The sequence below is a fragment of the Seongchinamella unica genome (genome assembly GCF_004354085.1).
Lineage (GTDB): Bacteria > Pseudomonadota > Gammaproteobacteria > Pseudomonadales > Halieaceae > Halioglobus > Halioglobus unicus.
The window spans coordinates 42,847-63,468 of record NZ_SMSE01000004.1; the positions used below are offsets into that span (position 1 = coordinate 42,847).

16 protein-coding genes are annotated in these 20,622 nt (G+C 58.5%); 3 read left to right on the plus strand and 13 right to left on the minus strand.

Annotation, left to right across the window (positions count from 1 at the left end):
• Positions 1-176 precede the first annotated feature (176 nt).
• The gene (locus E2F43_RS15825) at positions 177-1,007 is read left to right on the plus strand and encodes an FHA domain-containing protein (RefSeq protein WP_133214465.1); all 831 of its coding nucleotides are present in this window, start codon (positions 177-179) and stop codon (positions 1,005-1,007) included.
• Between the two features lie 6 nt (positions 1,008-1,013).
• Here E2F43_RS15825 and purK read toward each other — a convergent pair whose 3' ends face one another.
• The 9 genes from purK to E2F43_RS15870 all read right to left on the minus strand — a co-directional run bounded on the left by purK (position 1,014) and on the right by E2F43_RS15870 (position 9,922).
• Positions 1,014-2,096 (minus strand): 5-(carboxyamino)imidazole ribonucleotide synthase, encoded by a 1,083-nt coding sequence (gene purK / locus E2F43_RS15830; protein ID WP_133214467.1) that lies wholly within the window; start codon positions 2,094-2,096, stop codon positions 1,014-1,016.
• 15 nt (positions 2,097-2,111) lie between these two features.
• Entirely contained in the window at positions 2,112-2,615 is a 504-nt protein-coding gene (gene purE / locus E2F43_RS15835) for a 5-(carboxyamino)imidazole ribonucleotide mutase (protein WP_133214469.1), read from the minus strand.
• 219 nt (positions 2,616-2,834) lie between these two features.
• Positions 2,835-4,181, minus strand: coding sequence for a metal-dependent hydrolase family protein (locus E2F43_RS15840; protein WP_133214471.1), 1,347 nt, complete (start codon positions 4,179-4,181; stop codon positions 2,835-2,837).
• Positions 4,182-4,225: 44 nt separating this feature from the next.
• Positions 4,226-4,534: a putative quinol monooxygenase gene (locus E2F43_RS15845; protein ID WP_133214473.1), complete on the minus strand. Its 309-nt coding sequence runs from the start codon at positions 4,532-4,534 to the stop codon at positions 4,226-4,228.
• Between the two features lie 78 nt (positions 4,535-4,612).
• Entirely contained in the window at positions 4,613-5,389 is a 777-nt protein-coding gene (locus E2F43_RS15850; protein ID WP_238946972.1) for an enoyl-CoA hydratase-related protein, read from the minus strand.
• Positions 5,390-5,415: 26 nt separating this feature from the next.
• Positions 5,416-5,871 carry a MaoC family dehydratase gene (locus E2F43_RS15855; protein ID WP_133214475.1) on the minus strand — a complete coding sequence of 152 codons (456 nt, stop codon included), beginning with the start codon at positions 5,869-5,871 and terminating at the stop codon, positions 5,416-5,418.
• Between the two features lie 84 nt (positions 5,872-5,955).
• Positions 5,956-7,170, minus strand: coding sequence for a CaiB/BaiF CoA transferase family protein (locus E2F43_RS15860; RefSeq protein ID WP_133214477.1), 1,215 nt, complete (start codon positions 7,168-7,170; stop codon positions 5,956-5,958).
• An 82-nt stretch (positions 7,171-7,252) separates the two neighbouring features.
• Positions 7,253-8,629: a GntP family permease gene (locus E2F43_RS15865; protein WP_133214479.1), complete on the minus strand. Its 1,377-nt coding sequence runs from the start codon at positions 8,627-8,629 to the stop codon at positions 7,253-7,255.
• Positions 8,630-8,641: 12 nt separating this feature from the next.
• Entirely contained in the window at positions 8,642-9,922 is a 1,281-nt protein-coding gene (locus E2F43_RS15870) for a serine hydrolase domain-containing protein (RefSeq protein ID WP_133214481.1), read from the minus strand.
• A 386-nt stretch (positions 9,923-10,308) separates the two neighbouring features.
• Here E2F43_RS15870 and E2F43_RS15875 point away from each other — a divergent pair, with 386 nt between their 5' ends.
• Positions 10,309-12,558, plus strand: coding sequence for a TonB-dependent receptor (locus tag E2F43_RS15875; RefSeq protein WP_133214483.1), 2,250 nt, complete (start codon positions 10,309-10,311; stop codon positions 12,556-12,558).
• Positions 12,559-12,703: 145 nt separating this feature from the next.
• On the opposite strand, the gene E2F43_RS15880 is transcribed toward E2F43_RS15875, so the two are convergent.
• Both E2F43_RS15880 and ilvD read right to left on the minus strand, forming a co-directional pair.
• Positions 12,704-14,449 carry an amidohydrolase gene (locus tag E2F43_RS15880; RefSeq protein ID WP_133214486.1) on the minus strand — a complete coding sequence of 582 codons (1,746 nt, stop codon included), beginning with the start codon at positions 14,447-14,449 and terminating at the stop codon, positions 12,704-12,706.
• A 129-nt stretch (positions 14,450-14,578) separates the two neighbouring features.
• Positions 14,579-16,420, minus strand: coding sequence for a dihydroxy-acid dehydratase (gene ilvD / locus E2F43_RS15885; RefSeq protein WP_133214488.1), 1,842 nt, complete (start codon positions 16,418-16,420; stop codon positions 14,579-14,581).
• Positions 16,421-16,614: 194 nt separating this feature from the next.
• On the opposite strand from ilvD, the gene E2F43_RS15890 reads away from it, so the two are divergent.
• Positions 16,615-17,769 (plus strand): hypothetical protein, encoded by a 1,155-nt coding sequence (locus E2F43_RS15890; protein WP_133214490.1) that lies wholly within the window; start codon positions 16,615-16,617, stop codon positions 17,767-17,769.
• Positions 17,770-17,814: 45 nt separating this feature from the next.
• Here E2F43_RS15890 and E2F43_RS15895 read toward each other — a convergent pair whose 3' ends face one another.
• Positions 17,815-18,840 carry an AraC family transcriptional regulator gene (locus E2F43_RS15895; protein WP_133214492.1) on the minus strand — a complete coding sequence of 342 codons (1,026 nt, stop codon included), beginning with the start codon at positions 18,838-18,840 and terminating at the stop codon, positions 17,815-17,817.
• 176 nt (positions 18,841-19,016) lie between these two features.
• Positions 19,017-20,498 carry a sodium/proline symporter PutP gene (gene putP, locus E2F43_RS15900; protein WP_133214494.1) on the minus strand — a complete coding sequence of 494 codons (1,482 nt, stop codon included), beginning with the start codon at positions 20,496-20,498 and terminating at the stop codon, positions 19,017-19,019.
• Positions 20,499-20,622: the final 124 nt, after the last annotated feature.

Consider the following 20,622-nt stretch of genomic DNA (forward strand, 5'->3'; position numbering starts at 1 on the left):
TAATACCCATCAGGTGGTTCTCTGTGCTCATGACGTCTTCAGTCGCCTCCAGGCTATCGGCTGATGTTACTTGGCTTTATTCGTTGTTAACAAGCCCATAAACGGCTGCGGTGGCGATTCATCAATACCAGTGCAGATGATTTAAAGTTTGCCCGAAATCGGCAATAATCCGCGCCATGGCTGAACATTTTTTGCTCAGAAACATGAGCACCAACGAGAATATACCGCTGGTCGCGACATCGATCATCCTGGGCCGCCGCAAGGACTGCGAGATCGTGGTCGACTCCAGCGAGGCCTCGCGTGAGCATGCGCGCATCCGGGCAGAAGACGGACGCCTTACCCTGGAGGACCTGGGCTCTACCAACGGGACCATGCTCAACCGGCGGCGCCTGAGACAGCAGGAGCCACTGAGCGGGGGCGATATCATCTCCATTGGCCAGGTGCACTTCATGGTGGTGGCGCCGGGCAGCGATAGTCACATGACGGTCCTGGGTGGTCGGCTCGCCCGTGCCGACGACAATTACGTGCTCGATCAGGCCGACCCCAATGCTACCGGCTTGCGCATGCCCTTTCCCCTGCCGCCGGGCTGGACGACAACAGACGGTGTGTTTGACAATGGCCCGGCGAAGCGTAACCCGCAGGACATTGTCAGTGAGCAGATGGCAAGTCAGTCGATCGGCCAGGAGGGTGCCGATGGAGTCCTGATGATCGTCAGTGACAGGGGTCGCAATACGCTGTTTCCCCTGCGAGCCGGCAAAGCCGCCTGGGTGATCGGCCGTGCCGACGATTGCGATATAGCCATCTCCGATGCCACCATCTCTTGCGTACACGCGCTGATCACACGCGACGCAGGTCGATGGTCAATAGAAGACAAAAACTCCACCAATGGAACCCGATTGAACGGCAGGCGGGTCGATAAAGCCGCGCTGGATGACGGTGATAAACTGAATCTGGGTAAGGTGGACCTGCTGTTCAAATCGATCGAGTGCGCTTCCACGCCTGGCTGAAGTCGATCAGTCCGGGCGTCGCAGCTCCGCGCGCACCCATGTCAGCACCTCGATGTAGTTATCACTCAGGTGTGACTGCAGGTGATCCAGCGCCCGACACAGGTATTCGATACTGCTGTCATTGATATTGATATGACCCACTTTGCGGCCGGGACGCACGTCCTTGTTGTACCAGTGCAGCTGGGTGTCGGCATAACTGAGCCAGGCCTCGTCGTATTCGATGCCAATCAGGTTAATCATGACCGAGGTATTGCGCACAATCGGTTTGGGCAGGGGTAGACCGGTGATAGCCCGCAGGTGCATTTCAAACTGGCTGATGCTGGCCCCGGCCTGGGTCCAGTGTCCGCTATTGTGAACCCGGGGTGCCAACTCGTTAACGATCAGCCTGTCGCCTATGCGGAAACACTCCATGGCCATGACGCCAACGTAGTCGAGCTCCTCAAGAATAGCGCCGAGCATGCCCTCGGCCTGCGCCTGCAGGTGACCGAGGCGGGGCAACGGCGAAATCGACGCCATCAGGATGCCATCGACATGCAGGTTAAGGGTCAGCGGATAGAACACCAGTTCACCGCTCTCGGTGCGCGCTCCCACCAGTGACACCTCTTCGTCGAATGGGCACTTTTCTTCCGCAATGGCGCTATTTTTCCAGTCGTCCGGAAGTGTGTCATTGTCGCCCTGCTTCAGCCATAACTGACCGCGACCGTCGTAGCCACCGGAACGGCGCTTGAGCAGCACCGTCTCACCCAACTGCTCGTAGCATTGGGCTGCGTCAGTATCGGCCTCTACATTGAGCCACTTCGCGGTGGCGACACCAAGGGAATCAATCAGTTCTTTCTGGGTCTTGCGATCGGCCGTGCGCCCGAAAACAGACTTGTTCCTGAAATTGGCATGGGCCTGCAGGGCTTTAGCGGAAGGCGTCTGCGGCCACAGCTCGCGCTCGGCAGTAATAACCGCATCAGCGCCCGGGCTGGGCGCGGCGAGGTCGGGGTCATCGACATTTACGGGGTGAACGTTGATGCCCAGCGGCGTGCCGGCATACTTCATCATGCGACCCAATTGTCCGGCGCCAATCACCCAAACCTCTTTCATCCTTGCCACCGCTCCCTATTGATCGCGAGGATCGGGATTATCAAGCACATCCTGCGTTTGCCTGGCGCGGAAGGCGAGGAGCTTGTCGGCCACCTGCACATCGTGCAGGGCCAGGATCTGACAGGCCATCAGGCCGGCGTTGAAGGCGCCGGCGCCGCCAATTGCCAGCGTGCCCACGGCCACACCTCGCGGCATTTGCACAATGGACAGCAGGCTGTCCTGACCACTCAGGGCCTTGCTCTGCACGGGAACGCCCAACACCGGCAGCGGGGTCTTGGCGGCGATCATGCCCGGTAAATGGGCGGCTCCGCCGGCGCCGGCGATAATGACCTGGAAGCCGTTTTCGCCGGCACTGGCGGCAAAACTCATCAGTTTGTCCGGGGTGCGGTGGGCCGACACCACTTCCACGTGGTAGTCGACACCGAGTCGATCCATGATCTCGGCGGCCTCACTCATGGTTGGCCAATCGCTTTTTGAGCCCATGACCAAGGCAACTTTCGGCTGGCTTGTGGCTGTCATTCCTTATCCTCTCTGTTGCGCCTTGCGAGCACACAATTAACGGGCTGAAAGCGGGAAAAGACCACGCCTGACGATGATGTCATCGCCCTGGACAATGCACAATTGACGAGGGATGCGGGTCGGTGGCTGCTGCCGTACGGGGCTTTCAGCGCCAGCGGCGGATTATAAACGCAGTTAAGGGGGGAAACAAAGGACCGAAATCCGGCTGATTGGCCGGCGTTAAAGGGTGTTCTTGTAAATGACGCCACCCTTCATGATGAGGTCGAATTTGTCTTCGTATTCGGTCATGACTGACATATCCTCCAGCGGATTGCCCTCGATCAGCAGCAGGTCCGCATGCGCCCCTGCCTCGATAACACCGAGTTTACCGGGATAGGGATTACGCCTCCCGGAGAGCGCGAGTAGCCTGCCCGCCTTTGAGGTGGCCTGACGCAGGATTTCGACATTGTCGAACCACCTGGTCCGCAGGGTGAATTCCTCGTTGGCGCGTTTGATCATTTCCGGCGAGGTGATGATATCCGTGCCAAAAACGATATTCTCGAACCCTATTTTCTTTGCCAGCGTGAACATCTGGTCGATCCCGGCGAAGGCCTGGTCATGTCTGGCTTTCTGCTCCTCGTTGTAACCCAGAGGATGGAACGTGTAGACAATAACCTGCGGAGAGAGCCACACATCTTTCTCCTTCATCAGGCGCATGGCTTTCTCGCTCATCAAATTGCCGTGCTCGATCGATTTGACGCCATTCTCGACAGCGCGAATGATTCCCTCGGAGTTATACACGTGGGCGGTGACGTAGGTATTCCAGTCCTCGGCCGCCTCGACGGCTGCCCTGATTTCATCCGCAGTGTACTGTGTCGTGTCCAGCGGGTCGGAATAGGAGCCAGTGCCACCACCTACCGCGATCTTGACCTGTGAAGCTCGACGGCGCAGCACTTCGCGCACGACTTTGAGTACCTCAGCACGACCATCGGCGACTGCAACGTGAAAGTACTTCATCGGCACGCTTGGCTCAAACCCCAATGTGGCGGACTGCTGTGCATCGGTGCGGTGGTCGGAGTGACCGGACGTCTGGGAAATCATGGGGCCGGAGGGATATATCCTGGGGCCGAGCAGAATACCCTGGTCAACCGCCTTCTTTAACGAAAACGAATTTCCGCATAGCTCGCGCACAGTTGTGAAGCCCTGCATCAGGTATTGTTCGGCGATTGTCGAGGCCACGTATGCCCAGTACTCGCGATCGGAGGTGAACGCCACCCCGTAGGGTAACTGGAGCATGAGGTGCGCGTGCATGTCGCTGAGCCCCGGCGACATCACCCGCCCCTGTGCATCGATGACTGTCGCGCCTTCCGGCACTTCAAGATTCTCTTCAACAGCGACGATCAGTCCATCCCGTATCAGTACATCCTTGCCTTCGATCAGTTGGTCCGAAACGCCGTCAAAAATTCGTGCATTGGTAATTAGCGTAGCAGGCTCGAGACTGCTGCTGGCCATCGCGCAGATCGATATCAGGAAAGCCAGCAGCGCCAGGCGCGCGTAGGGGGAAATTCCGGTCGAAATTATATTCATGCTGAGGCTTCTCCCTTCTGTCTGTGACCGCGAGGCCGGGGGATTTACACGGGGCGCAATACCTGGTGGCGGATGTGCTCCACGCAGGGTTTTGCGGCTTCGCGGAAAGTGGTCATGTGGGGCACACCCAGATGCTTCTGCAGTGCCTCCATATCGCTCCACGCCTCAACCACTGTGACCGTATTGGGACGCAGGTCGCCCTGGGTGGGCAAGCCCGAGGAAACATCGACCATGGCGTCATAAGCCAGGCACCCGCTTTCCGCTTTTACTTTGGGAATATTCTCACCGAGGAGGACCAGGAACTCGTCCACGCACTCCGGGCGCAGATCGACCGTCGTAATAACCTGAATAATTTTCCTATCCTCCTGCTAATTATTGATCAAAAATGCGGCCACCAGTACGGATGCACGCGCCGGTGGGGAGTCGCACGCCTAGTACTGTTTGTAGTCCGGTTTGCGCTTCTCGGCGAAGGCCGCCATCCCTTCTTTCTGGTCCGGTGTGGCAAACAGGCCATGGAACAGCCGGCGCTCGAGTTTCAAGCCGGGAATCAGCGGCGTTTCTGTCTGCTGGTTAACAGATTCCTTGCCTGCCATCACCGCCAGTCGCGGGTTGTTACTGATCGCCGTCGCAATCCTGATCGCTTCGTCCAGTTGCGCACCCTCTTCCACCACACTGGTGATCATGCCGATTCGCTCGGCTTCCTCTGCAGCTATGGTTGCTCCGGTGAGGATGTAATACATCGCCTTGGCCTTGCCCACGGCGCGCGCCAGGCGAGCGGGACCACCGGCGCCCGGGATCACGCCCAGGGTCACTTCCGGCAGCCCGAAAGTGGCGGTAGTGTCCGCGATAACCATGTCGCACATCAGGCAAATCTCGGTGCCGCCACCAAACGCAAACCCTCTCACCGCCGCTATGACCGGTTTACGTAATGCGGCAATCTGGTCCATGTAGGCACCAAGGTCTGTCAGGTAGGCGCTTTCGAATTCCTGCGATGCTATCCACTTGAGGTCGGCTCCGGCACAGAATGCCTTGTCCCCTCCAGCGAGGACGATGCAACCGATGCTGTGATCGGCATCGAACGCCATCAAGGCATCGGTGACTTCATGGGCCACCTGTTCGTTGAGTGCGTTCAGTGCGTCAGGACGGTTAATGGTGACGATACCGACGCCCCCACTGCGCTCTACTGTCATGTACTCGTAATCAGTCACTACAGTCCCTCCTCTAGGTAGCTAACTCAGGGATTCTTCTTTTTCACGTAGAGGACGTGCTCGGCATAACAGACCACTTCGTCGTTCTGGTTGAGTGTTTCCTTTGCCTCTATAATCAGCCCGTAACTGGGGTCCTTGGGGGAATCCTCCTTGGACTTGACAGTCACCCTGACCCTGATCGTGTCACCGGCAAACACCAGATTGGGGTAACGAATCTTGTTATACCCGTAGGACATTCCGTTGGGGTTCAGTCCCTCAGACTGGAGGCACAGGCCGGTACTGATTGAAAAGGTCATGTTTCCATGTGCGAAGGGCTTCTTGAAAGGCTGTGTGGCGCACCATGCCGCATCAGTGTGATGGGGCATAAAGTCACCAGAGTGCATCGCGTGAAACACGATATCGGTTTCGGTAATGGTTCTGCCGCCGGTCTCGTAGGAATCGCCGATCTCGAAATCTTCAAAAAACTTGTGTTCATCTTCCATAGCATTTCTCACTGCTTATACATTTAAACCGGGTGGTTACAGGGTTACAGGGTTACAGGGTTACAGGGTTACAGGGTTACAGGTTCAGCCTGACAGGCCCACCGCGCCGGTCTCTGCCATCGCCTTGATCTCTTCTTCGCTGTAACCCAGCGCTGCCAGTTCAGGCAGGGTGTGTTCCCCGACAGCCGGCGGCTTCCGGGGCTTGATCTTTTCCGTACCTTCGCTCTGGATTTGCATTGGACTGTCGACCGTGCGGATACCGTCTGCCCCCTCAACTTCCGGGAAGCAGCCATTGGCGATCATGTGTTCGTCGCGCGTGCATTCCTCGGTGGTCTGCACCACACTGAAGTTCACGCCAAAACTTTTCAGCTGTGCTTTCACCGTGGCAAGGTCATTTGCAGCAACATATTTCTGTATCTCGCCAAACAGCTCACGCTGATGCTTGAGGCGTAGTTGCGGGGTCGAGAAGCGCTCGTCATTCTTGAGCTGATCTCCGCCGAATGCTGCAAGCAGGTTGCCGGCATTGTTGGGATTGATTTCCACAACCATGATGTAACGGCCGTCGGCGGTCTTGTAGCGGCCGCCGGCAATCGGGTTCGGCCACTCTTCAAGGTGGAACTTCGGCATGGCCGGTACGCCGACCAGCGCCGCCTGCATCATGCAGGAGTTGGCCCAGAGACCATTGTTCATCAACGACGTAGAAACCTCGGACCCCTTGCCCGTACGCTCCCGGTGAAACAACGCTCCCATGACAGCGCCAGCCAGGGTCGAGGCGGTTCCCAGGTCACCCAGGCCTACCGGCTGGGCCGCCGGAGCCCCATCCTTGGGACGCAGTTCTTCCGCCACTCCGGTCCTGGCATACCACGCGGTTGCATCGAAGCCAGGGTCGTCTTTATCGGGGCCATTTAGGCCAAAGCCGTTGATTGATGCAAAAACAATCCTCGGGTTGATTGCCTTGATGTCCTCATAGCTGTGGTTCAACGCCTGCTGGACAGGACGCGGTGAGTTGGTCAGGAAGACATCTGCGTCAGCGACCAGCTTGTTCAGTACCTGCTGCGCCTCCGGCTTTTTGAGGTTCAACGCCACGGACTTCTTGGTGCGATTCTGGATGAATGTGGTCCAGGGAATGTCGCTCGGTGGCAGACCGGGGGTCAGGTGACCGTACCGCCAGGGGTCTCCGGTGAGCGGCTCGACCTTGATCACTTCCGCGCCGAGATCGGCGAGGATGACAGTCGCATTGGGCCCTGCCGCCATGGAGGCGACTTCAATAACTTTTATACCGTCCAGAATTCCAGCCATCTTCTCTATCTCCCTAGCTGTTGTTTGAATCGATCATCCGCTGCGATTTACGACGCGGCGGATGCAATCTCTAACTATCAACCTACAACAATGTCGCCGCCGCCATGGCACACAGGGTGGCCAGCACCGGAATCACTACGGTGACCATCCCGACGTCTTTGTAGGCGTCCCTGTGTGTCAGGCCGGTAATGGATAACATGGCCACGATCGCGCCACAGTGCGGTAGCGAATCGAAACCGCCGCTGGCCATGGCGGCAATGCGGTGCACCGTTCCCGGTGCAAGACCCATCTCCAGGTAAGCCGGTGCCATGGTCTGCATGAAAATCTGCAGCCCCCCGGAAGAGGAACCGGTAACCGCCGACACCACACTGACCGAGGCAAACATGGATATCAGCGGCGGCAGACCTGATTCCAGCATCAGCCGGGTGAAGCTCTCGAAACCGGCGGTGTGCGTCACCACGCCGCCAAAGCCAATCACGGCTGCGGTATTGATTAATGGAAATACGGCGTCGTTTACGCCCTGTCCCATCACTACCAGTGCATGCCTGCGCACCGGACGGAACAAAGCCACGGCCAGCAGAGTCCCCATCAGCAGGGCAAAGCTGGGCCAGACGATGGGCTGGTCAACCGCGAAGCGGAGTAACTGGAACGGCCACTCAGCAGAGGCCAGGGTTGTTTCGTCAATCGCCTGGATGAGCACCCGGGGCAGGACAATCGTCAACAACACCAGCGCAAGCGGCAGAATCGCCCGCTGCCACGGGGGATGGTCCTGATCACCCTCGCCCACACTCGAAATCTGGTCCTTTGGCCCGGGCACGAAGTGCTCGCCGTTTTCCGCCGCCAGGACCCGCTGGCGTTCGAGATACCACATGCCGCCAGCAAACATGATGACGGCGCCCAGAATTCCGAGCAATCCGCCTGCAAAAAGGTCGGTCTTCAGCGCCACCGCCGAAATCACGTTCTGTACAGACGGGGTCCCCGGCAGTGCCGATAGCGTGAAGGTGCCACCGCCAAGGGCCAGCGCGGCACAAAACAGCCGTTTGGGTATATCGGCCTCCTGCAACAATCGCAGGCCCAGGGGATACATGGCAAAGATGACCACGAAGACCACCACACCACCATAGGTCAGCGCCGCGCATGACAGCGTGGTAATCCACAGTGCCCGGTGCGCCCCCATGCGCGCAACCAGTGCCAGTGCGATACTGGCGGCCGCGTGGCTCTCGCCCATGATGCGCCCGAACATGGCGCCGGCAATGAACAGCATGAAAAACTTACCGGCAAAGGTGAACGCACCCAGCGGACCAAAGGAGTAGTACTCGGTGATACCCTGGGCAATTGGCAGGCCGTTGGTGACAATAACCAGTAGCGAGCAAAGCACGGCGGCAAATACGATTTCGACACCGCGCAGCGCCAGCCAGATCAGCAGCGCGACGCTGCCCAACAGACCTATGTATTCCATTCGCCCGGTCTCCTAGCGAGACAGTTCTTTTGCCAGAGGCCGGAGAAATCTGGCCAGTGGCGAGGATGCGACCGTTGAAAAGTACGCAATAACAATACCTTTTTCTGGCGAGACATAAAGCCCCTGACCAAACAGGCCGCCTTTGAACATGCCGCCATCGGCGTAAACCGCATCCCACTGGCGTGAATTACCCACAGGGATCTCGCCAAGATAGGAAGAAAAACGCTTGCCATCACCTTTCATAAACACGTCCTGACCATACTCCGGTGTGGCAATGCGTGCCATCGCCGCATCAGACACAATCTGCCTGTCTGCCACCAGCGACCAGTAGGGTGTATATAACAGGCCGTAGCGGGCCAGATCGCGCAGACGCGAGGACACGACGCCATGCGCCATAGCCATGCCATCCGGCGCCAGGTGCATCTGCAGGGCACCCTCAGCACGGACGTGGGACCATACCCTGTCGTCAAAGGCGTCCGCCCAGGCCCTGCCGGTTACCGCCTCGGCAATGAACACCAGCATCTGGGTGATCCCTGAACTGTACTCAAATACCTCTCCGGCGGGGCCGGTTCGAGCTGCGCCTCGCAATATGTCGCGGACCGTTTCCACCTCGCCGTTTTTGTAGGCCTCATCAAACTCAGCGAGATAATAGCGGGTCGCGACGGAATCGGGATCCTGTCGGGTTTTCGCGCTGTCATGGGTATCCGTTCCCGGCACCATATTCATCAGTTCGACAATTTTGGTATCGCCCAGGGCGGTGCCGGCAAAGTCCGGCAGGTACTTTTCAACCTTGTCGCTATCGCTCAGCTTGCCTTCGTCGATCAGTTGCTCGATCAGCAAAGCGGCGGTTGGCTTGGCAACTGACGCCCAAAAATGACTGTCTGCCGGACGCAATCCCGGGTAGGTTTCAAACACCACTTTGCCCTCGTGGATCACAATCATCGCCTTCGCCGCAGATCGGGGATCACTAATGGCCTCTGCCAGCGTCATTGTTCCCAGATGGGTATCTGCGGTGACTTCAGCAAGCCTTTTGGCCCAGTCACTCTCATTCCGTTCGAATGTGTTGGCGGGAAGACGGTTGGGAATCACCGCCGTGCGCATCACCCGGGAAATGTTCTGGCTCCACCAGGAAGTGACTTCTCCGCCGCCAAGCAAGCCCCAGTAATGCGCCTTGCTTGCATAGTCCCGGTCCTCCTCCAGTGAGAAACCATCGCGGGATTGCTTAACATCCAGGGCGACAGAGGTAAGAGGAAGAAACACCAGCAACGAAAGAAAGACTGTTCTTATTAACATTGAGCAAATCCATAGTTATATGCAGATAATTTGGCCGACAGTATTGCTCCGGCGAGACCTTTGCGCTTGTTATGAATGGACACTGCATTTCACGCCCGGCACCGGCGATGGAAATAAAGACACCAACACCCGTCGATCAATGACTCGATGATGATACTATGTAATCGGTAACCTGACGTAGAGGCCTTGACGCCCTACCTTGCCCCCCTCGGGCGTGAAATGCAGTGTCCACTCACAACAAGCATAACGCGCCCTTACTCTCGATACTCCCACCGGGTGATAACACCTGATGAGGTAATCGGCGCAGAGCGCCTGACCCGTCACGGTAAACATAATAGTTGTGCCGCAAGGCGCCAGTAGACAACAACACTAGAGAGATAGTTCTGATGAATTCAATAAAGTGCAGTAGTACGACCAACTTCCTGTTGCGAGCGGCTATCAGCAGCGCCTTGTTCACTTCCACAGCCACCGTATACGCACAGGGTAACCTGCTTGAAGAAGTTGTGGTGACTGCCCAGAAGCGCTCCGAGCGCCTGATCGAAGTACCCATTTCCATCACCACATTGAGCGCCGAAACCATCGAGCAAAGCGGCGTTAAAGAACTCAAGGAACTGGGAGATCTGACACCCAACCTCATGATCAGCCAGAACTCCGACTTCGGTACCAACATCGTGATTCGTGGTGTCGGCGCCAACAGCCGTAATATTGGCTTCGACAGCCGCGTGGGTGTCTACCTGGACGGCGTTTACCTCGGACAATCTCCGGCCGCCAACCAGGGCATGATAGATCTGGCGCAAGTGGAAGTGCTGCGGGGCCCACAGGGCACACTGTTTGGCAAAAACACGGTGGCCGGGGCAATCAGCCTGACATCAGTAAAACCCGGCGATGAATTCGAGGGCTCTGTCGGCATCAATGTGGGCAACTACAATAATCTTGAGCTGCAGGGTTCTGTAAACGTTCCCCTCACAGATTCCACCAGCGTGAAAGTCTATGGCAACAAGACCACCCGCGACGGTTACATCAAAAACGTGTTTAACGGTGACGATGTGAACGAGCGCGACGTGGTCTCTGGCCGAGTGCAGCTGCGCACCGACTTTGACTCCGGACTGGAGATGAATATCAGCGCAGACTACCTGGAACAGGATCGCATGGGTTTCAACGGCGAACCCCTGACCGATACGTTTGGCGCCTTTAAACCGGAAGAAGGTGCTGCCAAGTACGAACTATCACAGCAGACCCTGCTGGAAGACAAAGAACTGAAAGGGGCCTCGCTGACATTCGATTATGAAATGGACAACGGTTACCTGTTGAAGTCGATCACCGCCCGCCGTGACAGCGAAATCACCTATGATGCCGACCCTGATTACGACAGCGCCGTCTTCTTGGGTGTTCTCTATACCGACGCTTATGAGCAAACCACCCAGGAATTCCAGATAATTTCTCCTGACGGTTCAGCCTTTAAATATGTAGCCGGGGTGTATTACTACACCCAGGACAGCACAACCGACCGTGATGCCATTCCCGGCACCGGCACCATTCTCTATCCCCCGCTGGGCATCGAAGTCCCCATCGCGGCCTTTGGCATCAACCCGACGATGAAGGCCGTGGATATTGACGGCGCAGTCGATACCGAGAGCTACGCAGTCTTTGCCAACGGCACTTATGACCTGACCGATCGCATCACCCTCGGCCTGGGCTTCCGCTACGGTGAAGAAACCAAGGATGTGGACTGGAGCATCGACGGGTCCAATTCCGGCGCGTTCAGAATTGCGACCACACGGGTGAAGGACAGCCGCACCGATACCAGCTTTGACCCGACTGCCAGCATCAACTATGCCCTGTTCGAAGACAGCTATGTGTATGCCCGGGTATCCACCGGGTCCAAGAGCGGTGGCTACAACCTGGACTTTATCAACGTGGACCAGATCGAAGCCGGCATCGAATTTGATGAAGAAACCGTAACCAGCTACGAGCTGGGTTACAAAGGCGAGTTCCCTGAGCAAAACCTGCGCCTCGGCGTGGCCCTGTTCTATTCGGAATTCGAAGACTACCAGGTCAACCAGTACGTCGATCTTGGTGGTGGCCGCACAGCCCTGTCTATCACTAACGCTGCCGAAGTCATTACCAAGGGACTGGAGGTCGATGTTACCTATCAGCCGACGGTAAACCTGCAGTTGACCGCGGCCCTGGGCTTGCTCAATGCGGAGTTTGACAGCTTCCCTGGGGGCGATGCAGAAGGCGGTGACGCTTCAGGCAACAAGTTGCCCTACGCACCGGATCTGACAGCGTCACTGGGGGCCCAGTACTACTATCCTCTGCCTTCGCTGAGTTCGAGCCTGTTGCTGCGTGCGGACTACAGCTATACCGATGGCTACTACATCACCGCCAGTAACGATGAGGGACACACCCTGGTTGATGGTTCACAAGTTCCCTTCGGCGAAGTCGACAGCTATGGCACCATCAGTGCACGCATTGGCCTGGTGAGCGATGCTGAAACCTGGGAAGTGTCCGTCTGGGGGCGTAACCTGACTGACGAGGATTACCAGAACTACAGCTTCCGCGACTTTTTCGGCACCATTCTGGGTGGCTACGCCATGCCCAGGACGTACGGTATCGAAGCGAAGTACAACTTCTGATAAGACCTCTGCTCCCCCGACGGGCCCGACGCTGATTTGTCGGGCCAGGGCGGGATTCGGGAAGCCTGGCACACCTCCGGTGGGTCAGGCTTTTTCCGTTATGACGATGCTGCCCCCGCTCCAGGTAGTCCCGGCGGTGCAGCCCTCACCGCGCATTATTCCCGCGTTGAAACACCGTTTTTCCATCCTTGATGGTTTCCAGCACCTGTATGTCGGCAATTGACAGGGGCGCGACCTTGAGTGGATTGGCCGAAAGCACCGCCAGATCGGCCTGTTTGCCAGGGCTGATGGAACCTTTACGATCCTCTTCAAAATACTGATAGGCGGCGTGGATGGTCATGGACTTGAGCGCCTCCAGGGGCGAGATCCGGTGCTCCGGCCCAAGCACCTCGCCACTGCGAGTCACGCGATTTACGCTGGCCCAGAGCAGACGCATCATGTCCGGTGGCACCACGGGTGTGTCGTTGTGCGTGGTGAATGGCATGCCACGATCGACCGTGGTCTTCAGCGGACTGATTCTGGAAGCTCGCTCCTCGCCGAACACCGAATCCCGGTGCCAATCGCCCCAGTAAAACGTATGGGCGGAGAAATAGGACGGCACCATGCCCAGGGCCTCGAACTGCTCAATCTGGTCTTCACGGGCGGTCTGGGCATGGATGATCACCGTGCGGCGATCTGCGGGCCCCAATTGCTCACGGGCAGCGGCCACTGCCGCAATCAACTGGTCCATCGCGGCATCCCCGTTGGCATGGGCGATCACCGGTATGTCGCGGGCATAGGCCGCTTGCACCAGTGACAATACGCTTTCATCCTCCATGATCGGATAGCCGCGGTAGTTCGCGTCCTGGCCGTGGGGTGGCTGCAGATAGGGTCTGGTCAGCCAGGCTGTTTTGCCTTGCGGCGAGCCGTCCAGACTCAGTTTGATACCACCGATGCGTAAATGCCGATCGTATCCGGGCGACGATGAAAAGTTTTCGGGGATACGTTCTCCCTGGCGAAATACCGGATAGGCGACCACATCGAGGAACAGCATGTCTGCCTCTGCGGCAGCGTGCAGCGGCCCCATCAACTCCCTGACCAGGGCGCCATCCTGAACCGTGGTTAGGCCATGACTGGCCATATAGTCCTGCGCGGCCTGCAGCGCAACCAGCCGTTGCTCCAGCGAAGGCTGGGGAATCGCCACCAACAGGGATACGGCGGCGGTCTCTTCGAGCACGCCGTTGGGTTCACCACCACCGGCGACGCGTCGGATGTGCCCGCCCGGGGGGTCCTCAGTGCCCGCATCGATGCCTGCCAGGGCAAGGCAGGCGCTGTTACAGGCAACCAGATGTCCGGAAACGTGAACCAGTAGCACCGGCTTGTCTCCAGAGACTGCATCAAGGTCGTGCCTGTCGGGATGGCGATTCTCGGCCAGCAGGGAATCGTCGTAGCCATATCCGAGGATCCACGGGGCCTCCGGATTGGCCTCATGCCAGGCACGCAGGCTTACCTGCAACTCGGCGATAGAGCTGATGGAACCGGCGGGAGGCGGCTGCAAATCAGCCATGGTCCGCCACATCGCCGTTATACTGAGGTGGCCATGCGCGTCAATCAGGCCGGGGATGATCGTCCGTCCACCCATATCGCGGATGCTGCTGTGCTTGCCGGCGGCCGCTATCACGGCGTCCTCGGATCCCACTGCGAGAATCCGTCCATCGCGCACCGCCAGGGCGGTGGCCGAGGGGATAGCCTCGTCCACGGTGACAATGTCGGCGTTGAGGAAAACCTCGGTAACGGCATCACCGGGGGCTACCGTGGCCCCCGGTTGGTTTTGCTCCGGGCCCTGCTTGCTGCAGGCCGATAACAGTGGCAGCAGGATAAAAACAAGCGGAAGGGCTTTATGTGAAAACATGACACGGTCTCCGTCGAGTTATTTTTTCTCGGGGCTGGTCAGCGCTGAAGCTCCCGGTGGCAAATGCATCGCCTGATGTGCAGGCAGTTTATGCGCTGGACAGCACAGTGCGAAAGTTGACCGCAAGACTCACAGGTCGCGGAACCCTCCGCGATCTGCGCTGGCGGCGAATGCTGCGTAGGCCTTCAGCGCCCGGGTGACAACCCGGGTGCGCTCACCCTGCGGCTGCCAAGCCTCATCGGCAGGCAGGGCTTCCATCGCCGCCCGCCTCGCTGCCAGTTCCGTTTCGTCAACGGCAAGATTGATGCTCCGTCCGGGGATGTCGATCTCAATGGTGTCACCATCGTGCACCAGCGCGAGCGCACCGCCATTGGCCGCTTCCGGTGATACATGGCCGATGGACAGACCCGCAGTGGCACCCGAATAGCGTCCGTCAGTGATCAGGGCACAGCTGTCGTCGACACCCTGGGCCTTGAGGCTCATGGTGGGCTTGAGCATTTCCTGCATGCCGGGCCCGCCCCTGGGACCCTCGTAGCGAATGATGACCGCCGTACCCGGCGCTATTTCGCCATTATCAATGGCGTTCAGGGCAGTCTCCTGCTGATCGAACACCCGGGCCGTGCCGCGCCAGCGATACATGTCTTCCCTGACCGCACCGGTTTTGACAATACAGCCATTTACCGCGATGTTACCGAACAGCACCGCCAGGCCGCCCTCAGCGCTATAGGGATGATCAATATCGCGAATGCACCCGTGCTCCCGGTCCAGGTCCATCTCCTCCCAGCGCGCATCCTGGCTGTAGGCCCGCACGGTCCGCTTCCCGCCAGGTGCGGCACAGTAAAAATGATGGACCTCGGGATCGCGGCTGCGCAGGTAATCCCATTTTGCCAGCACCTGCTCCAGCGGCATCCCGGTTACCGACCTGACACGGGTGTCGATATGCCCCGCGCGTTCCAGTTCACCGAGGATTGCCATGATACCGCCGGCGCGGTGCACGTCCTCCATGTAATAGTTCTGGGTCGCGGGAGAGACCTTGCATAAATGCGGTATCTGCCGCGACAGGGAATCGATATCCGCCATGGTGAAATCGACCTCCGCTTCCTGGGCCATGGCCAGCAGGTGAAGAATCGTGTTGGTGGACCCGCCCATGGCGATATCCACTTTCATCGCATTGACAAAGGACTCCCGCGTGGCGATGTTGCGCGGCAGCACACTGTCGTCATCCTCGTGGTAAAAACGCCTGGTATTTTCCACCACCTGGCGCGCGGCCCGGACAAAAAGTTCCCGGCGGTCTGCGTGGGTGGCAAGCAGCGAGCCGTTGCCCGGCAGGGCAAGGCCGAGCGCTTCCGCCAGACAGTTCATGGAGTTGGCGGTAAACATGCCAGAGCAGGAACCACAGGTCGGGCAGGCGCTGGATTCCAGTTCTTCCATGTCGGTCGAGATCACGTTGGGATCAAATGCCGAGACGTAGGTCTCGATGGGATCCACCCGCCGGGTGCCTTCAGGCTTCTCCAGCCGACCCGCTTCCATCGGTCCACCGGACACATACACCACCGGAATATTCAGGCGCAGGCCGGCCATCAGCATGCCGGGGGTAATCTTGTCGCAGTTGGAAATACAGATCAGGGCATCGACGCAGTGGGCGTTGCTCATGTATTCGATGCTGTCGGCAATGATCTCGCGACTGGGCAGGCTGTATAACATGCCATCGTGGCCCATGGCGATCCCGTCATCCACGGCGATCGTGTTGAACTCACGCGGGATGCCACCGGCTTCCCAGATCGCCTCGCAGACCAGGCGTCCCACCTCCTGCAAGTGCACATGCCCCGGCACGAATTCGGTGAACGAGTTGGCCACCGCGATCACCGGTTTGCCAAAATCTGTCGGTTTGACGCCGCCGGCCTGCCACAACGACCTGGCTGCTGCCGCCGACTTGCCTTGGGTGACTTTTGAAGAACGTAATGCTGGCATTTTCGGACCCTCCCCGGGTTAGGTGCAGACTACCATCGTTAACCGCCTATAATCAGCCATTGACGAGGGTGTCGCTTGATATCGGTCGACCTGCCGATGGTGACAGTTTTTTACAACCCTGTCCTGTCAAAACAAGCGAAACAGGCAAAGACGGGTAAGATTATGCCCTGCCAACTTAATAACGGAGAAGCATCATGGCCAATCGAGAAAAAGCACTAGAGCTGCTGTGCCAGCGCGTTCTTAGCACCCGCGAACAAATAGGCGACGCCTGGGCACACAACGCAGACCCTGAAACGGGCAAGTGGAATACGGTAGAGACCGGTGACTGGGTCGACGGTCACTGGGTTGACATGCTGCGTATGACCGGTGAGCTTCTGGACCGCCCCGAGTTGCTCGAAGAGGCCTTCAGCCGCACCGAAAGCATTCGCTACAAACTGGAACTGGATGACATGTTCCGCGGTCACCGCTTCGCCTATTCCGCCGCGCGACTGCACGCGGCAACCGGCGACGAGCACATGCGCACGCTGGCACTGGCAGCGGCCTGGGCCCTGCGCTCCAGCGCCAACAAGGGCAATGGCGCCATGCCGGTAGGCACCCAGTGCCAGGTACTGGGTGCCGTCGAATTTTCCGATGAAGTGGCCAAGGGCGCCCTGTCACGCAACACCATTTGTGTTGATAACGTTCACCCTCCCCTTATCCTGGACTGGTGGGCCTGGAAGCAAACCGGTGACGATACCTTCCGGATTGGGGCCGAGCGCATGCTCAAGGTGCTGGAAGAGCACTTTATTCGCGAGGACGGCTCTACCATCGAGAATATCATGTTCAACTGGGAGACCGGTGAACTGATTACCGAGATTCCCACCCTGCTCGGTTACGCGGACGACTCCTGCTGGACCCGCGGCCAGGCCTGGGCCATCGCCGGCAACCTGTGGGGCTACGAGCACACCCGCAACACCCACTACCTGGAAGTGGCAGGCAAACTGTTTGACTACTGGTGGGACCGGGTCGGTGCCGACATTCCGCCCTGGGATTTCAATGACCCGGACCCGGATGCGCCGCTGGATTCATCATCTTCTGCCATCGTCTGTTCGGCCCTGGCGCGCCTTGCGGTACTGGACCCCTTACCCGAGGAAGCCAAACCCTTCACGGAGCGCCTCGAGCCCATGCTGGACAGCCTGTGCAAGCGCCTGACACCCGTGGATGACCAGGATGAACGCCCGGCAGGCATGCTCCTGGACGGCTGCATGAACGGCAGAAAACAGGTTGCGCACAGAAACGAGTTGATCTGGGGCGACTTCTACCTGATGGAAGCCCTGTACTGCCTGGAAAAGGGCGGCCTCGCCAGCTAACCGCAGCAGCTTACCCCGGTAACCCGGGACGCGGAGAGACTGCTCTCACGCGTTTCCGGGTTTCACCCTCTCCCGCCACACTGCCGGCGAGACGCGGTGACGGGTCTTGAAGGCATGGGAAAAGCAGCTCAATTCACTGAATCCCAGAATGTCGGCAATCGTTGTCAGCGGGATTTCAGAATCCTTCAGATAGCGCTCTGCCATATCCAGTCGCACCTCTGCCTTTAACTCGCGAAAGGTAGCGCCGTGGGCGTTCAGCGCCCGTTGCAGTGCCTTCGGGTGCATGGACAACACCTCCGCTATCGCACTTTGGGTACAGGCCGGGGTGTGCATGCGCTGCTCGATCAGCTCTTTCATTCGCGAACAAAAATCTTCCTGGCGCTCGTACTCGTCCTCCAGTGCCTGCACCTGCCTGCTTATCTGTTCGTACAGGCTACTGTTGTGATCCGATATTTCCCCCGACAGGTCAGACGCAGGAAATACGATGGAGTTAAATTCCCGATTGAAGGCAACTTCAACCCCAAAGAACCGATTGTAGAGATGGTGGCTCTCCGGCGTAGGATGGATAAACCCGACGGATGACGGCCGCCAGTGCTTGCCACAAAGCGCTTTCAACACGCCGACCACGGAGCAGGTACTGTAGACCCCCCACTGGAAGGTGGGTACTTCGGTGGCGACCCTGTCAGTCCGGGTGAGCCAGGCGCTATCGCCCTCCACATCCAGCTGCCAGGACATGCCGCGATTATGCAGGTGCAAGTGTTTTACCGCCGCCTTTATCGCCTCTCCGACATCAGGGGAATGGGCCACCAGGGGCCACAGCACGCCGATTTGATAGAGTTTTCTTTTTTCGCCCATCATCAGCCCGAAGTCCGGGCGGCGCAGATGCCTGGCGGCGATGTCCAGCAGTTCGCAGGCACTTTCGCAGGGCACCAGGTGATCCGGGTTTGCCAGCAGCTTTGAGCTCAGGCCCACCCGCCGATAAAAGGGGTCCGGGGAAGCACCCAGTTCCCGCACAAGGTCATCGAAGCCCGCCAGGACCTCGCTGCGCACCAGATGAACTTCACTGCTCATAGTCTTATTATTCGCCCGTAAGCCGGCATGTACGAGCGGATACTACTGCGAGCGGCGGGCGTTGTCCACTCACAACAAGCCGGTAGCCGGCGTGAACTCCCGGGCACCGCAGGCCTGCGCGCATCGAACATTGGAGTCGGCTGAGCTGACCCGGCTGGCGCCAGTCGGTCCCGCCTTCAGGCGCCAGGCAGCTGGTCAAAAGTGGCCCGCACGGATTGTGGGGGGGCTTTTCCAGCCAGGCTCACGCCAATGATCGCCACGGTGCTCAACAGCACGCCCGGGACAATTTCGTAAACCACACTGGAAAGGGGCTCACCGCTGATAGTCAGTGGCGAATAAACCCAGATCAGAACCGTGCCAGCACCCACCACAATACCGGCGAGCGCCCCGGCGAAAGTCATTCGTCGCCAGTGGAGTGCCAGCAAGATCAGCGGGCCGAAGGCCGCGCCAAATCCGGCCCAGGCGTTGGCGACAATAGTCAGGATTGAGCTGTCGGTGTTGCTGGCCAGGGCGATGGCGATAAGCGCCACCATCAGAACACAGACGCGGCTCACCCGCACCATCAGCTTCTGGTCGGCGTCGCCATCGACAAAGATCTTGTACACATCCTCGGTCAGGGAACTCGATGTCACCAGCAGTTGTGAGGACACGGTGCTCATTATCGCCGCCAGAATAGCCGCCAGCATAAAACCACCGATCAGCGGATGAAACAGTACCTGGGAGAGCACAATAAAAATGGTCTCCGGGTCACCCATAGCGATACCTGCTCTGGCGACATAGGCATAACCGAACAACCCGGTTGCCATTGCACCCGCGAGGGCAACAATCATCCAGCTCATACCTATCCGCCGGGCGATCCTGATATCCCCGATCGACCGAATGGCCATGAAGCGAACGATAATGTGGGGCTGGCCGAAATAACCCAGGCCCCAGGCGAGGGAGGATACGATGCCAAGCGCCGTGGTACCCGCAAACAGGTCCAGGTGTGAGGGACTGAGTTGGTCGATAGCCTCGCCCAGGTTCTGAAAGCCACCAAAGTCATAGAGGATAGCCACTGGCACCATTACCAGCGCCGTAAACATGATGCAGCCCTGGACAAAGTCGGTCAGGCTCACCGCGAGGAAGCCCCCAAACAGGGTGTAAAGCACCACCACACCGATGGTTACATACAGACCCAACTCATAGCTAAGCCCAAAGGATGACTCAAACAGCTTGCCGCCAGCGACGGCGCCGGAGGAGGTGTATACCGTAAAGAAGACGATAATCACCAGTGAACTGACGACCCTGAGTAATCTCGTTCTGTCCTCGAAGCGGTTTTCGAAAAATTCCGGCAGGGTAATGGAATCCCCGGCCAGTTCCGTGTAGACGCGCAGTCGAGGAGCGACGACAAGGTAATTGCAATAGGCTCCGACAACCAGGCCAACCGCAATCCAGACATTCGCCAGGCCGGTCAGGTACAGCGCGCCGGGTAGCCCCATCACCATCCAGCCACTCATGTCCGAGGCGCCGGCAGAGAGCGCGGTGACCGCCGGACCGAGCTGCCGCCCGCCCAGTAAATACCCGGAGGTATTCACCGATGCGGCCCTGAAGGTAAACAGGCCGATGCCGAGCATCAGCAAAAAGTACAAGGCAAGGGCAACGAGTGTTCCGGTTTCCATACTGATAATCACCCAGGGCAGAGATTAAACGTAATATACACCACGCCGCACTGCGTCTGCGGTGACAACCGTTTCCCGCAGACCCCGACTGCTTGCGAGCAACGCGCTCTCGCAGGCTAATGCC

Excerpts from the sequence above, each read along its gene's own strand:
- E2F43_RS15860 (WP_133214477.1), bottom strand. The coding sequence starts at position 7,170 with ATGGCTGGAATTCTGGACGGTATAAAAGTTATTGAAGTCGCCTCCATG.
- purK (WP_133214467.1), bottom strand. The coding sequence starts at position 2,096 with ATGAAAGAGGTTTGGGTGATTGGCGCCGGACAATTGGGTCGCATGATG.
- putP (WP_133214494.1), bottom strand. The coding sequence starts at position 20,498 with ATGGAAACCGGAACACTCGTTGCCCTTGCCTTGTACTTTTTGCTGATG.
- E2F43_RS15880 (WP_133214486.1), bottom strand. The coding sequence starts at position 14,449 with ATGTTTTCACATAAAGCCCTTCCGCTTGTTTTTATCCTGCTGCCACTG.
- E2F43_RS15865 (WP_133214479.1), bottom strand. The coding sequence starts at position 8,629 with ATGGAATACATAGGTCTGTTGGGCAGCGTCGCGCTGCTGATCTGGCTG.
- E2F43_RS15855 (WP_133214475.1), bottom strand. The coding sequence starts at position 5,871 with ATGGAAGATGAACACAAGTTTTTTGAAGATTTCGAGATCGGCGATTCC.
- E2F43_RS15870 (WP_133214481.1), bottom strand. The coding sequence starts at position 9,922 with ATGTTAATAAGAACAGTCTTTCTTTCGTTGCTGGTGTTTCTTCCTCTT.
- E2F43_RS15825 (WP_133214465.1), top strand. The coding sequence starts at position 177 with ATGGCTGAACATTTTTTGCTCAGAAACATGAGCACCAACGAGAATATA.
- E2F43_RS15840 (WP_133214471.1), bottom strand. The coding sequence starts at position 4,181 with ATGAATATAATTTCGACCGGAATTTCCCCCTACGCGCGCCTGGCGCTG.
- E2F43_RS15875 (WP_133214483.1), top strand. The coding sequence starts at position 10,309 with ATGAATTCAATAAAGTGCAGTAGTACGACCAACTTCCTGTTGCGAGCG.
- purE (WP_133214469.1), bottom strand. The coding sequence starts at position 2,615 with ATGACAGCCACAAGCCAGCCGAAAGTTGCCTTGGTCATGGGCTCAAAA.
- E2F43_RS15890 (WP_133214490.1), top strand. The coding sequence starts at position 16,615 with ATGGCCAATCGAGAAAAAGCACTAGAGCTGCTGTGCCAGCGCGTTCTT.
- ilvD (WP_133214488.1), bottom strand. The coding sequence starts at position 16,420 with ATGCCAGCATTACGTTCTTCAAAAGTCACCCAAGGCAAGTCGGCGGCA.
- E2F43_RS15895 (WP_133214492.1), bottom strand. The coding sequence starts at position 18,840 with ATGAGCAGTGAAGTTCATCTGGTGCGCAGCGAGGTCCTGGCGGGCTTC.